This window comes from Pseudophaeobacter flagellatus (genome assembly GCF_021228235.1).
GTDB classification, from domain to species: Bacteria; Pseudomonadota; Alphaproteobacteria; order Rhodobacterales; family Rhodobacteraceae; genus Pseudophaeobacter; species Pseudophaeobacter flagellatus.
The window spans coordinates 704,354-717,126 of the sequence record NZ_JAJQRG010000001.1 but is presented as its reverse complement, the minus strand read 5'-3'; the positions used below and the strand labels follow the sequence as shown (position 1 = coordinate 717,126).

Annotated in this window: 13 protein-coding genes; 6 read left to right on the top strand and 7 right to left on the bottom strand. The window is 59.6% G+C overall.

Annotated features, from left to right (window positions below; translation table 11 throughout):
* Positions 1 to 12: 12 nt before the first annotated feature.
* A complete protein-coding gene (locus LRK71_RS03410; RefSeq protein WP_232401068.1) occupies positions 13 to 1,083 on the bottom strand; it encodes a two-component system sensor histidine kinase NtrB in 1,071 nt (356 codons plus the stop codon).
* Positions 1,080 to 2,066 carry a tRNA dihydrouridine synthase DusB gene (gene dusB, locus LRK71_RS03405; protein ID WP_232401067.1) on the bottom strand — a complete coding sequence of 329 codons (987 nt, stop codon included), beginning with the start codon at positions 2,064 to 2,066 and terminating at the stop codon, positions 1,080 to 1,082. Before dusB ends, LRK71_RS03410 begins: the two co-directional genes overlap by 4 nt.
* Positions 2,067 to 2,363: 297 nt before the next feature.
* Here dusB and LRK71_RS03400 point away from each other — a divergent pair, with 297 nt between their 5' ends.
* From LRK71_RS03400 to LRK71_RS03385, 4 genes are all read left to right on the top strand, one after another.
* Complete coding sequence (locus LRK71_RS03400; RefSeq protein WP_232401066.1) at positions 2,364 to 3,530, top strand: bifunctional 2-C-methyl-D-erythritol 4-phosphate cytidylyltransferase/2-C-methyl-D-erythritol 2,4-cyclodiphosphate synthase; 1,167 nt, start codon at positions 2,364 to 2,366, stop codon at positions 3,528 to 3,530.
* Positions 3,527 to 4,024 (top strand): phosphatidylglycerophosphatase A family protein, encoded by a 498-nt coding sequence (locus tag LRK71_RS03395; protein ID WP_232401065.1) that lies wholly within the window; start codon positions 3,527 to 3,529, stop codon positions 4,022 to 4,024. The genes LRK71_RS03400 and LRK71_RS03395 overlap by 4 nt, the downstream gene beginning before the upstream one ends.
* Positions 4,021 to 4,566: a CinA family protein gene (locus LRK71_RS03390; RefSeq protein WP_408635965.1), complete on the top strand. Its 546-nt coding sequence runs from the start codon at positions 4,021 to 4,023 to the stop codon at positions 4,564 to 4,566. The genes LRK71_RS03395 and LRK71_RS03390 overlap by 4 nt, the downstream gene beginning before the upstream one ends.
* Before the next feature lie 127 nt (positions 4,567 to 4,693).
* Entirely contained in the window at positions 4,694 to 5,875 is a 1,182-nt protein-coding gene (locus tag LRK71_RS03385; RefSeq protein WP_232401064.1) for an ammonium transporter, read from the top strand.
* Positions 5,876 to 6,049: 174 nt separating this feature from the next.
* Here LRK71_RS03385 and LRK71_RS03380 read toward each other — a convergent pair whose 3' ends face one another.
* Both LRK71_RS03380 and LRK71_RS03375 read right to left on the bottom strand, forming a co-directional pair.
* Positions 6,050 to 7,360, bottom strand: coding sequence for an MmgE/PrpD family protein (locus LRK71_RS03380; protein ID WP_232401063.1), 1,311 nt, complete (start codon positions 7,358 to 7,360; stop codon positions 6,050 to 6,052).
* Positions 7,361 to 7,389: 29 nt separating this feature from the next.
* Entirely contained in the window at positions 7,390 to 7,836 is a 447-nt protein-coding gene (locus LRK71_RS03375) for a type II toxin-antitoxin system RatA family toxin (RefSeq protein WP_232401061.1), read from the bottom strand.
* A 75-nt stretch (positions 7,837 to 7,911) separates the two neighbouring features.
* Between LRK71_RS03375 and hpt the strand changes: the two genes are divergently transcribed.
* A complete protein-coding gene (hpt, locus tag LRK71_RS03370) occupies positions 7,912 to 8,457 on the top strand; it encodes a hypoxanthine phosphoribosyltransferase (protein ID WP_232401060.1) in 546 nt (181 codons plus the stop codon).
* Between the two features lie 101 nt (positions 8,458 to 8,558).
* Here the strand turns inward: hpt and lipA are convergent, their stop codons facing one another.
* Entirely contained in the window at positions 8,559 to 9,512 is a 954-nt protein-coding gene (lipA, locus tag LRK71_RS03365) for a lipoyl synthase (protein WP_232401059.1), read from the bottom strand.
* A 368-nt stretch (positions 9,513 to 9,880) separates the two neighbouring features.
* Between lipA and LRK71_RS03360 the strand changes: the two genes are divergently transcribed.
* The gene (locus tag LRK71_RS03360; protein WP_232401058.1) at positions 9,881 to 10,426 is read left to right on the top strand and encodes a peroxiredoxin; all 546 of its coding nucleotides are present in this window, start codon (positions 9,881 to 9,883) and stop codon (positions 10,424 to 10,426) included.
* 22 nt (positions 10,427 to 10,448) lie between these two features.
* Here the strand turns inward: LRK71_RS03360 and LRK71_RS03355 are convergent, their stop codons facing one another.
* Both LRK71_RS03355 and LRK71_RS03350 read right to left on the bottom strand, forming a co-directional pair.
* A complete protein-coding gene (locus LRK71_RS03355) occupies positions 10,449 to 11,408 on the bottom strand; it encodes a LysR substrate-binding domain-containing protein (RefSeq protein WP_232401057.1) in 960 nt (319 codons plus the stop codon).
* Between the two features lie 70 nt (positions 11,409 to 11,478).
* On the bottom strand, positions 11,479 to 12,549 hold the full coding sequence (locus tag LRK71_RS03350; protein ID WP_232401056.1) for a DUF6456 domain-containing protein: 1,071 nt from the start codon (positions 12,547 to 12,549) through the stop codon (positions 11,479 to 11,481).
* Between the last annotated feature and the right edge of the window lie 224 nt (positions 12,550 to 12,773).

Sequence of the window (12,773 nt, the reverse complement as noted above, 5' to 3'; positions counted from 1 at the left end):
TGGGTATTTCTCCTAGGGTTCTGCGTCTTTTGGGGTGCGCGACAACGAGAGCCGAAACGCGGTGCGCCCCGGAACCGAGTCGACAGAAATCCAGCCATTGTGATCGGCGATGATCTTGCTCACCAGCGCCAGGCCAAGCCCGGTGCCGTTTTCACGCCCGGAAACAAAGGGATCAAAAACATCGTCTCGAATTGTATCAGGCAGACCGGGACCATCGTCGATCACTTCAATCTGCAGCGGCAAGAGCTTGCCGGTGCCATCGCTGCGCCGCATGCGAAAGGAATGCTCATAATAGCTGTGGATGCGAATGTTGCCACCTTCGGGGGCGGCGGCCTCTGAAGCGTTTTTCAACAGGTTCAACACCACCTGCAACAACTGGTCCGCATCGCCCCAGGCCAGCGGCAAAGAGGGGTCATAGTCTTCGGTGATGGTCATATGCGAGCCAAAGCCCAGCAGAGCAGAGCGCCGCGCCCGATCCAGCACATCATGCAGGTTGACTGGCTTGAAATCAGGTTCGCTCAGATTTCCGAACTGCTCCACCTGGTCCAGAAGCTTAACGATCCGACGGCTCTCACTCACGATAAGATCCGTTAATTCAATATCTTCACCCGACAAGTTCATGCTAAGAAGTTGTGCGGCACCTGTGATGCCGGCCAGTGGGTTCTTGATCTCATGCGCCAGCATTTCCGCCATGCCGATGGCCGATTGCGCGGCGGATTTGGCTGAATGGTTCTGCGTCATCCGCGCCGCCAGTTCACGCGGGGACAACATCAATAGCATCTGCCCCGCGCAGCCCTGCACTGGCGCAATCTGCACCCCGCATTGCAACGGCGCGCGACTACGTAACCCAACGTCGATATCATTCACAAACAACGGTGTGCCCTGTTCCCGCGCCCGCTCGAACGCGGCCTCGATAGGTGATTCAATAGAGATCTGTTGCCAGACCGGCCGCCCCAGCAAGGCCCGCCGTGACGTGTTCAAAAACCCCTCAGCGGCAGAGTTTGCATCCAGAATGCAATCGTCTGCCCCGATCAAAAAGGCAGGAACAGGAAGCGAAGCCCAAAGAGCGGCGTCCGAAATCATAGGGGGGCATCCTCACGATAAGAGGCCAGGGCCAGGGGAAACAACCGCAGCACCTCGCCCGTCGTTTTCTCGGTCAATACATCACGGCGCAGCACGGCTGGGGTCTTGGCCACATCCATGTACCAGCCCAGATGCTTACGCGCGACGCGCAGCCCAAGGTCAGCTCCATAAAAGGACAGGATAGCCTCGTAATGTGCTGATACCATATCAATAAACCCATCAACCCCAGGAACTTCAGGCGCCGCACTGCCCCAAAGATCGCAGGCCACCTGCGCCAGCAGCCAGGGCTTGCCCTGCACCCCGCGCCCAATCATCACCCCATCCGCGCCGGAATGATCAAGCGCCGCGCGCGCCGTTCCGGTACCCAGGATATCACCATTGGCCAACACCGGCACCGATACCGCTTCTTTGATCTCGCGGATCGCCGCCCAGTTGGCGCGCCCCTTGTAAAACTGACAGCGGGTGCGGCCATGGATCGTGACCATCTGCACCCCTGCCCCCTCGGCACGGCGCGCCACCGCAGCAGCATTGAGGCAATCGTTATCCCAGCCCAGCCGGGTTTTCAGGGTCACGGGGATATCAACCGCCGCGACCACCGCCTCTATCAGCGACAGCGCATGGTCTGGTATCTTCAACAAGGCGGAACCGGAATAGCCGTTTGTGACCTTCTTAGCCGGGCAGCCCATATTGATATCAATCATGCGCGCGCCGCGATCTGCCACCTGCCGCGCGGCCTCGGCCATCCATGTGGCTTCGCGGCCGGCCAGCTGCACAGCGGTATTTTCCACATCGGCGCTCAGCTCTGCCCGTTCGCGCACTCCCGGTTTCGCCTGCACCATCTCTTGGCTGGCAACCATTTCGCTGACCATCAGCCCGACGCCAAAAGAGCGCACCAGATCACGAAAGGGGCGATCGGTGATGCCGGCCATCGGGGCCAATGCAATGGGCGGGGTCATAGAGGTGGTTCCGAGGGTGAAGGACAACTGCCTAATCCTTGTGCGAGTGAGTGTTTTGTAACCGAAGCACCGGCTTTTGAACAATGAAAGCGCCCCTCGCAAGCCCACAACTCGACGTCACTGCCTAAATTTTAATCACAACGACGCGGGTGATTGCCACCGGATGCGGCAGAACATAAACATTCCCCAGCATAAAACTTTGCGTCACAGCCGCGATCCGCCAGCGCAAAGCCCCTGACCGTTGCCCCCAGGGCGCAGAGGTCGCAGCGGGCAGACCCCGATCGGATCACAGCCGCCGCTGGCCAGATTATAGAAGAGAGTCCTATGACAACAGCAGCCCTGATCGTTGCAGCAGGTCGCGGCAGCCGCGTCGGCGGTGGACTGCCAAAACAGTGGCGCGACCTCAAAGATCGACGCGTCATCGACTGGACACTCAAAGCCTTTCGCGATGCCCAGGTCAAAACCATTGCTCTGGTCCTGTCGCCTTTGGATCAGCCAGCCTGGGACAGTTTTGCAGATGCGCAAGACATCATCCTGGCCAAGGGCGGTGCAGAGCGGGCGCAATCAGTGCAAAATGGACTGCGCGCCCTTCAGGGGCAGGGTATCACCAAGGTGCTGATCCATGATGCCGCCCGCCCCTGCACAAGCCCGGCCCTGATCAACACAGTGATAGAGGCGTTGGACAGCGCTGCCGCCGCCGCGCCAGCCCTTGCCATCACCGATGCGCTATGGACCGGGGTCAAGGGCCGTGTGAGCGGCACACAGGACCGCACAGCTCTATTTGGGGCGCAGACACCACAGGGGTTTCACTATGATGCAATCCTTGCCGCACATGCGGCCCATCCCGGTGGCGCTGCCGATGATGTCGAGGTCGCCCGCGCAGCCGGGCTTGACGTTGTGATCGTGGCAGGGGATCCAGACAATATCAAGATCACCCGGCCCGAGGATTTTGCCCGCGCCGCCCGAATTTTGGAAACGGAAAACACCATGACGACCAGTGCCACCTCTCTCCCCGACATCCGACTGGGCAATGGCTACGATGTACATCGCTTTGGCCCCGGTGACAGCGTGACCCTCTGTGGCGTGACCGTCCCATATGAGCGCGGGTTGCAGGGCCATTCCGATGCCGACGTTGGCATGCACGCGGTGACGGATGCAATTTATGGCGCGCTGTCGCAGGGCGACATTGGCCAGCATTTCCCCCCATCAGATCCGCAATGGAAAGGTGCTGCCAGTGATATATTCCTGCGCCATGCAGCAGATCTGGCCAAAACCATGGGGTTTCATATCTCCAATGTGGACTGCACCCTTGTTTGCGAATTCCCCAAGATCGGCCCTCATGCTGCAGAGATGCGCGCGGTGATGGCTGAAATCCTTGGCCTTGATCCAACACGAGTATCGATCAAGGCCACCACCTCTGAACGGCTGGGGTTTACCGGTCGCGGCGAAGGTATTGCCTCACTCGCAACTGCTACGCTGGTGAAGCCATGATGTTGGCCAGAATGATCGCCACGGTGGGCGGCATCGGTTATCTGCACCCGGCCCCCGGCACCTGGGGCTCTTTGATTGCCCTGCCCCTGGCCTATGGGCTGCATCAGCTGGGGGGCTTTCCCTTGCTTGCGCTGGCAACAATCTTGGCGACTGGGCTTGGCATCTGGGCCACGGGGGTCATGACCCGCGGCGAGGCCAATCACGACCCGTCTGAAATTGTCATCGACGAGGTCGCCGGGCAATGGCTGGCGCTCTGGGCGCTGTCCTATCCGGCCTGGGCACATGGCATTGCCATCTCGGCGCTTTGGCCCGGCTGGATTGCCGCCTTTGCCCTGTTTCGCCTGTTCGACATCTGGAAGCCCGGGCCGGTGGGCTGGGCGGACCGTCAGGCTGGGCCGGTGGGCGTCATGCTGGACGATGTGATTGCCGGAATGTTCGCCGGTCTTGGCGTCATCGCCCTTGCAGGATTTAGCCACGGGGTACTGGGGCTATGACGCAGCCCGCCGCTCCCGGCACCGATCAGCCACCGCGCCCGGATATGGCCCTGCTGATCGCCCAGGCCCGCAGGCTGGGGATCACCATAGCCACCGCCGAGAGCTGCACCGGCGGAATGGTCTCTGCGGCGCTAACAGATCTGCCGGGGTCTTCTGCGGTATTTGACCGCGGCTTTGTCACCTATTCCAACAGTGCCAAACAGGCGATGCTGGGGGTCCTCCCCGATACCCTGCGCCACTACGGTGCCGTGAGCGAGGCCGTGGCGCGGGAAATGAGCCTCGGCGCCCTGCAGGCCGCGCAGGTAAGCCTTGCCGTTGCCATCACCGGCATCGCCGGCCCCGGCGGGTCAGAACACAAACCCGAGGGACGCGTTTGTTTTGGCCTTGCCCAGACCGGAGAGCCCCCCCTGGTGGAAACCATCGAATTTGGCCCGCTGGGGCGGGACAGGGTTCGCGCCGCCAGCTGTGCCCATGCGCTATGTTTGCTGCAGCGCGCCATTTCGCAAACAGAGCGCAATTTAAGCAAGACACCCCAAGACTAGCCCATTATTTAATCAGTTTAGCAAAAGCCCATGTTTTTAGCGCTTTTGCGCAGGGTGACGCTTTTTTCCTCATCTGCATTCATGTCTTTGAACCCCCAACCATGCAGACGGGATGGAAGGACAACCCATGAATGGAGCTGATACAGCTTGGATCATTGTAGCAACGGCCCTTGTGCTGTTTATGACACTGCCAGGGCTCGCCCTGTTTTACGGCGGTCTGGTGCGTGCGCGAAATGTGCTCAGCGTCTTCATGCAGTGCTACGCCATTGCCTGTCTAATGAGCATTCTTTGGCTGGCCTTTGGCTATACAATCGCCTTTGGCCCCGGTGAAAGCGGCTATTGGGGCGGGTTGGACAAGATGTTCCTGACCGGCGTCACCGCCGAGAGCCTTAGCGGCACACTTCCCGAAGTGCTGTTCTTTGCCTTTCAGATGACCTTCGCCATCATCACCCCGGCGCTGATTGTTGGCGCCTATGTAGAACGGGTCGGTTTTGCCTTTGTGCTGACCTTCTCGGGGCTTTGGATGCTGTTGTGCTATGCGCCTGTGGTACATTGGATCTGGGGCGGCGGCATGATGTCGGATGGCGGCATCTTCGGCGAGATCGGCGTCAAGGATTTTGCCGGAGGCATCGTGGTGCATGAAACTGCAGGTCTGGCGGCGCTGATCCTGGCGATTTTCCTGGGACCACGCAAAAACCGCACCACCCCACCACATAACCCCGGCTATGTGGTCATTGGCGCCGCGATGCTTTGGGTGGGTTGGTTTGGCTTCAACGGTGGCTCGCAACTGGCGGCAGATGGTGGCGCGGCCATGGCGCTGACCGTAACGCATATCTCTGCGGCGGCCGCCTCGCTCAGTTGGGCCTTCTGGGAAAAGATCAAATACGGCACGGCCTCGGTCGTGGGTCTGGTCACCGGCACCATTGCAGGGCTTGCCTCCATCACCCCGGCTAGCGGCTTTGTTGGCCCCATAGAGGCGCTGATCATTGGTGCCATCGCAGGGATCCTGTGCCAGGAACTGGTAAACTTGGTCCGCAACAAGCTGAAGATCGACGACACGCTGGATGTCTTTGCGGTGCACGGGGTCGGCGGCATCTTTGGCACAGTAATGATTGCGGTCTTTGGCCAGGGGGCCTGGCTGGCGCAATTGGGGGCGCTGGCGGTGGTGGGTGTTTTCACCACCCTGGTGACCATCCTTTTGATCAAGATCGTCGGCGCCTTCACATCTTTGCGCGTGGACCTTGAAACAGAGACAAACGGCTTAGATATTACTGTCCATGGCGAGCGTGCCTATGACATGACCAGTTGACGCCGCACCCGGACCAGTTAACGCTGTGCCCGGACCCCGCCGGGCACAGCACCAGATGCCACCACTCTCAAGGCAGAGATGCGGACGATTGCATCAGGCGGGCTTTCCAAATTACTGGAAAGCCCGTTTCATGTTGGCACCTGGCCCGTGCCATCAGCCCCTACGGCCCAGATTTCAGAACTGATCCGTAATCTCGGCCAGCGGCGCCCCAGTCTGCAGCCCCTGCCAAAGCGTCGCCTGGCGGTCCGTGCCGATCAGCGCTGCGACCTTGCCCAAAAGGCGCGCCTCGCGCTGGTCGGGGCTGATCGGCACCTGCAAATCATGGCGGGCCTCAAAGCGCTTGCCGTCGCGACGCAGGGCCTGCACATGGGCCTCGGTTTCTGCCAGGGTCTCGTCTGGCTCTATCTCGATACGGTCGCGCAGCGCGACAAGCTCGGGCAGCGCACAGGTGGCGGCGCTATAGCTATCAAGCGCAGCGGTATCGAGGCCAAGCGCCTGCATCGCCAGAACCGTGCGATAGGAAAATTTCGCCCCCAGGCTGCTTGTCGGGGCCAGTTGGTTGCAGACAGTCATCCAGCGCGGATGGGTGCGCACCACCAGCTGGGCAATCTCTGGCGCGGCCAAATCCAGCGTGGCGGCGGCCTCCAGCGCCGCATGCAACCCATGGCAACAGGCGTGAAACTTGTGGCTTATACCCTCAAACAGCCAGGTCTGCCCCAGACCCTGCAGCGCCAGATCCAGATTGGCTTCGCCGTGATGGGTTGCTCCGAACCCCAGCGCCGCATCAAGCGCCTGCGCATTGGCAGTAAAGCCTATGGCAACCAGACTGCTGACCTCAACCCCGGCGCTGGCCGCCAGACCTGCATTATAGGGTTTGCCCATGGTGCCGAATTGCGCCTTAAGCCCCGCCGCGCGGGTAGCGCAAAGCCCCATCGCCATCGCCATCTGATCCGGGGTAAGCTGCAGCAGTCGCCCCGCCGCTGCCGTGGCACCAAAGGCACCCGCCGTCGCAGTCTGATGAAAGCCCTGCTGATAATGGCTGCGCCCCAGCCACAGCCCCACCCGGATCGACAGCTCCATCCCGGCAAGCGCGGCCTCCAACAGCTGCGGCAGTGATGCGCCCAACTGCTGCCCCAGGGCAAAGGCCGCCGGGAATACTGCCACAGACGGGTGGCCGATATGGGCAAAATGGGTATCATCATAATCCAGCGCATGCGAGGTGGCCCCATTGACCAGCGCTGCCATGCGCGCCGGCACCTGCCCGCCGCCAAAGACCGTAGCCTGCGCCGCACCGCCCTCGGATATTGCCTGGGCGCGCAAGACGCCAGAGACCGGTTCATCAATGCCAGCGATCCCGCAGGCCATCCAATCCAGGGCCGAAAGCCGCACCATCCTTTGCGCCAGCGGGCTGGCCGTGATCTCCCCGGTGGCAAAGCCAACCAAAGCGGCGGTCAAATCCAGAGAGTCAGAGATCGGGCTGGTCATTTCGGTTTGGCTTTCCTGGTTAAGGCAGCCTAGCCATAAAGCTCGGCTGCGCGACGTTCGAATGCCTTGACTATACGCTGCATCGCCTCATTAAAGACAACCCCGATGATCCCCTGCAACACCGCATTCTTGAATTCGAAATCAACAAAAAAAGCAACATCGCAGCTGCCATCATCGCGGGCGACAAAGGACCAGTTGGATTTCATGTAGCGAAACGGCCCATCCAGGTATTCGGTGTCGATCTTCATATCATCACGATAGAGCGTGACCCGACTGCCAAAGCGTTCGCGAAACACCTTGAAAGAGATCACAAGATCCGCCTCCATCACCTCTGCCGGGCCCAGTTGACTGCGGCTACGAATGCGCGCGGCAGCACACCAGGGCAGAAATTTCGGATAGGAGGCCACATCAGCCACCAGCCCGTACATCTGCGCGGCGGTATAGGGCATTTGTCGGGTTTCAGAGTGAACAGGCATAGGTGTCTTCAATTTTCTTGCTATGATCGTGCCGCGTCATGTCCTATGAACGCGCGGAAAATTCAAGGGGTAGCCATGACACAGCGTCCATATGTCATCGATGTGATGATTTCAGCCAAGACCATCGCCGCACGGATCGAAGAGCTTTGCGATGAGATCACGCAAGAGTTCGGCGACACCGACAAGCTGGTTGTGGTGGGGCTGCTGCGCGGCAGCTTTGTCTTTATTGCCGACCTCGTGCGCGAATTGGATCTGCCAATCGAGGTCGATTTCCTAGAGGCATCTTCCTATGGTGACGGCATGGAAAGCAGTCGAGAAGTTCGCATTCTCAAAGACTTGCGTGGCGCAATTGAAGGGCGCGACGTGCTGGTGGTCGAAGATATCGTCGACACCGGCCACACCCTGAACCACGTCACACATCTGTTGGAAAGCCGCAAACCCGCCCGGCTGAAATCCATTGCTCTGCTGGATAAACCCTCACGGCGTGAAGTGGATTTCCGCTCTGACTGGGTGGGCTTTGAAATCCCGGATGAATTTGTTGTCGGCTACGGTATCGATTATGCGCAGCGCAATCGTAACCTGCCCCATATCGGCAAAGTGCGCTTTACCGACGAAGACTGATCCCGCACAGGTCCCCGCAAGCAAAAACCCCGCAAGACCAAAATCTGCGGGGCTTTTTATTATGTATCGGGCCCGTCAGAGAGGTGCCCAACCGCTGGCAGCTATTGTACGCCCAGCTTGGCATTACGGGCCGCACGCAGGCGGGCAAAATCATCGCCCGCGTGGTAGGAAGACCGCGTCAACGGTGTGGCAGAAACCATATGGAAGCCTTTGCCATAGGCGGCTTTTTCGTAGGCTTTGAATTCTTCCGGGGTGACAAAACGATCAACCGCATGGTGTTTGGGCGTGGGTTGTAAATATTGGCCGATGGTCAGGAAATCGATATCCGCTGCACGCATGTCATCCATCACTTGGCGCACCGATTGTTCATCTTCGCCCAGGCCCACCATGATCCCCGATTTGGTGAACATCGACGGGTCCAGCTCTTTCACCCGCTGCAACAGGCGCAGCGAATGGAAATAGCGCGCGCCGGGGCGTACCTCTGGGTAGAGCCCGGGAACGGTTTCAAGATTGTGGTTGAACACATCCGGGCGGGCCTCGACCACGGTTTCCAACACCGACGGATCACATTTGATGAAATCCGGGGTCAGGATTTCAATGGTGGTGTTGGGGCTGCGATGGCGTACGGCACGGATGGTCTGGGCAAAGTGATCCGCCCCGCCATCGGTGATATCATCGCGATCAACCGAGGTGATTACCACATGGTTCAACCCCAGTTTCTGCACCGCATGGGCAACGCGGCCCGGTTCAAAGGCGTCCAGATCCTCAGGCGGTTTGCCGGTGGCGATATTGCAAAAAGTGCAAGCCCGGGTGCAGACCTCGCCCATGATCATCATGGTGGCGTGGCCCTGGCTCCAGCATTCACCGACATTGGGGCAGCCCGCCTCTTCGCAAACCGTGACCAGACCATTGTCGCGCATGATCTTATGCGTTTCCGCATACCCCTTGCCGCCGGGGGCCTTGACCCGAATCCAGCTGGGTTTCTTTGGCTGGGCATTGTCCGGGCGATTTGCCTTTTCGGGGTGCCGTTGCTCGGGAATTTTGAGATCACGCATAGTGGGTCCGCTTCTGGCCTGTCTGTATTTAGGATGACTTAGCACGTTCATTCCTTGGCGTCACCGCGACATTACGATATCGGCAATGCAACGAACGCATACCACGCGCTTGCCGCGATACTCCGGCTCACCTGCCCAGGCGTTCTGGCGTAAAAGATGTGCAACACATCGGGCTGGATCTGCAGCCCTGTGGCCCCTGCCTACAGCCATGTATAAACATGCGAAATACAGGAAAGTCTGCTGCAATATCAGGCAATTCACCGCCTATTTCTGACCTGTGGAAATTGCTTCACCCGAAGCTGTTGCGCTCTATTTAGAACTCTTATAAACGGCTGTGAAATGGTTCCTCATTCATGGAGTTGAAGAAGATGAAAGCTGGCCTGAAACTGCCCAATGTGACCTTTAAGACCCGCGTGCGCGACGAGGCTGTGGGCGGTTCCAACCCGTTCCGCTGGGAAGACAAGACAACTGCGGACTATTTCGCGGGCAAGCGCGTTGTGCTGTTCTCGCTGCCTGGTGCCTTTACGCCGACCTGCTCGACCTATCAGCTGCCCGGTTTTGAAAAAGGCTTTGCCGATTTCCAGGCCGAAGGCATTGATGCGATCTACTGCATGTCGGTCAACGACAGCTTTGTGATGAACAAATGGGCCGAATCGCAAAACCTGGAAAACGTCGGCGTTATTCCTGATGGCTCCGGCGAATTCACCCGCAAGATGGGCATGCTGGTTGCCAAGGATAACCTGGGCTTTGGCGTCCGTTCCTGGCGCTATGCAGCCATTGTCAACGACGGCGTTGTCGAAGCCTGGTTCGAAGAGCCTGGCCTGTCGGACAACCACAGCGATGACCCCTATGGCGTCTCTTCCCCGGAAAACGTGATGAAGCACCTGAAGGGCGAAGAGGCCGCTGCAGCCTAACCCCCTCTATTCATCACGACCATTATAAGATCTCGGGCACGCCAATGGCGGGCCCGAAGTCTTTTCGGGCCTGTTCCAGGATATCCTGGCCAGTTTGGCGGGCCACCTCTGCGAGATCGTGAAACCAACCATCCCCGGCGGTGCTCGCGCGGCGCAACAAGCCAATTCTGCGATGCGGCTGTTCCCCGATAAAGCGTTGAACACACAGATCTTTAGTCGCGCTACATTCGGCCCCGACCGCCAGTTCCGGCATCAAGGTCAGGCCAAAGCCCGCCGCCACCAGCCGCGACAGGGTCGGCAGTGATCCAGCCCCCATATTGATCCCCGAGGCCGATCTGGCGACGCCGCAGACGGCCAGCGCCTGATCGGTCAGGCAGTGACCATCCTCCAGCAACATCAACTGCTCTGCCTTGAGATCCGTTGGCCCCACAGCAGCCTGGCCTGCATTGACCTGCTGCAGGCGCTTGGATGACCCCGCAAGCAAGAAATGATCCGCAAACAGCTCTTCCTCGACCAACCCCGAAACACCGCTGGGCAGGGCCATGATCGCCACATCCAGCGCGCCGGTTTGCAGCGCCTCCAGCAGCCGTTCGGTCCGGGCCTCGCGCACCTGAATTCGCAGATGCAGATCATGGGCGCGCAGCCCCGCCAATAGCCCTGGCAACAGGTAGGGCGCGATGGTTGGAATCACCCCCAAAGAGAGACTGCGTTGGCCACTGCCCTGATCCTGTGCCAGACGATCCAGCTGCCCAGCCGCCTGGAGGATCTGATCGCTCTGGGCCAGAACCGTGCGGCCAAGCGGCGTCAGGATCACATCCCGCGCCCGCCGCTCTACCAGAATGCCGCCCATCAGATCTTCGAGCGCTTTGATCTGAACGGATAAAGCGGGCTGCGAAACATGGCAGGCCTGGGCGGCCCGACCAAAATTTCGGTGTTCACAGAGGGATTTGAAGTAGCTCAACTGGCGCAGGGTAAATTTCATAACCGCAGATTATCACACCGACGCCAAGCTACAATATCCAGTGCAGCAGCCCACGGCATTGCCGCCTGCCCTAGCCGATCATCTGGTTGTTGTGTTTTCCATCGTGGCTTTCATCCATGGTCTCGTAAAAGACCTTCAACTGGGCCAGCGCAATGCGCAGGACGATCTTTCCCGACCGTGCAGACCAGCCAAGCTGGCGCTCTGCCGCCTCCAATCCTTCGAGATGGCAACAACACCGCAGAACAATGTCATTCAGCCCCGACCCCAATGCTGTCAGCGCCGCGCGTGTCCGGTTTTTTGCAGCGCTAGAGGTGGGGCAAACAACGCCCCCACGGGGCTGACCGCAGGCATCGGCAGCGCCAAAATAGGCCTGGCTTTGGGCGAGATGATCCCCCACTTGGGCCAGTTCAAAGTCTTCGCGCAAGCGTCTGCCCGCATTCACCAAATCGCTATCGAGAAAGGGCTTGCCGCTTTTGTCCAGCAGGCGCGCCAGCATATCCAGCGGTGTCTCGCCCAGGCCATAGCGCGACCGGCGCTCCTTGGGCTTTGATCTTGATCCCGGGCTAGACCGGCTCTGCGTTTCGCCAAAGCCGCGCTCCAGCTTGGCCCGTGCCTGATTTTCCCGGCGAGCCATCAGCCGACTGTAGACCGCCCGCCCCGCAGGCGTGATGTGATAGCGCCGCAACCGGCCGGAACGGGTGCAACTGATCCAGCCCAATAGCGCCAGGACCCCCGCCAGCCCCTGCTCAACCGAAAGCTTGCTCATGCTGGTTTCGCCTTCGCGCACCACCACGGCCTTTTCCATCCCTGCGCCCACCGCCAGAACCGCGCCGCTTTGACAGAGGCGGGCCAACACCTCTAATGCGGCATTCTCCAGTATCTCTGTATCGCCCAAGGACCGGGTTCGCGGCGAGGATTGGCGCCCGAAATGCCCTGCCGCCAAAGCACCAAGGGCGCAGTCGACAAGCGGATCATCCCGTCGATTTTCCACCCGACGCACCTGGCGCAAAACCGTAGAGGGATGACATTTCAATTCTCGGGCCAATTGGCGGATCGAGCAGCCACCCTCGGTATGATCCAGGTAGCGCTGCACCTCCTGTGGGACCCATTCGGGAAGATTTTGTGCGGGCTGTCTTTGCATCGTCGCTAACCTCCGGGCGTCAGCCAGGCAAATCCGTCACGTACCGCCCCTGCGGTTACCCACAGGCACAGGGAGTTTACCTACCTGATTTTGAACAGAACTTTTATATATTCATCATTGTTTCCACAGAGTGATCAATCAACCGGGAATAGACCGCACGGTGAACAGCCCCCAGCGGCAACACCCGCAATGGTTGTGTTAGTGGTTGGTCTACACGCTAGAAA

Coding starts and splice junctions, on each gene's coding strand:
- LRK71_RS03410 (WP_232401068.1), bottom strand. CDS start 1,083: ATGATTTCGGACGCCGCTCTTTGGGCTTCGCTTCCTGTTCCTGCCTTT.
- LRK71_RS03400 (WP_232401066.1), top strand. CDS start 2,364: ATGACAACAGCAGCCCTGATCGTTGCAGCAGGTCGCGGCAGCCGCGTC.
- LRK71_RS03395 (WP_232401065.1), top strand. CDS start 3,527: ATGATGTTGGCCAGAATGATCGCCACGGTGGGCGGCATCGGTTATCTG.
- LRK71_RS03390 (WP_408635965.1), top strand. CDS start 4,021: ATGACGCAGCCCGCCGCTCCCGGCACCGATCAGCCACCGCGCCCGGAT.
- LRK71_RS03385 (WP_232401064.1), top strand. CDS start 4,694: ATGAATGGAGCTGATACAGCTTGGATCATTGTAGCAACGGCCCTTGTG.
- LRK71_RS03380 (WP_232401063.1), bottom strand. CDS start 7,360: ATGACCAGCCCGATCTCTGACTCTCTGGATTTGACCGCCGCTTTGGTT.
- LRK71_RS03375 (WP_232401061.1), bottom strand. CDS start 7,836: ATGCCTGTTCACTCTGAAACCCGACAAATGCCCTATACCGCCGCGCAG.
- hpt (WP_232401060.1), top strand. CDS start 7,912: ATGACACAGCGTCCATATGTCATCGATGTGATGATTTCAGCCAAGACC.
- lipA (WP_232401059.1), bottom strand. CDS start 9,512: ATGCGTGATCTCAAAATTCCCGAGCAACGGCACCCCGAAAAGGCAAAT.
- LRK71_RS03360 (WP_232401058.1), top strand. CDS start 9,881: ATGAAAGCTGGCCTGAAACTGCCCAATGTGACCTTTAAGACCCGCGTG.
- LRK71_RS03355 (WP_232401057.1), bottom strand. CDS start 11,408: ATGAAATTTACCCTGCGCCAGTTGAGCTACTTCAAATCCCTCTGTGAA.
- LRK71_RS03350 (WP_232401056.1), bottom strand. CDS start 12,549: ATGCAAAGACAGCCCGCACAAAATCTTCCCGAATGGGTCCCACAGGAG.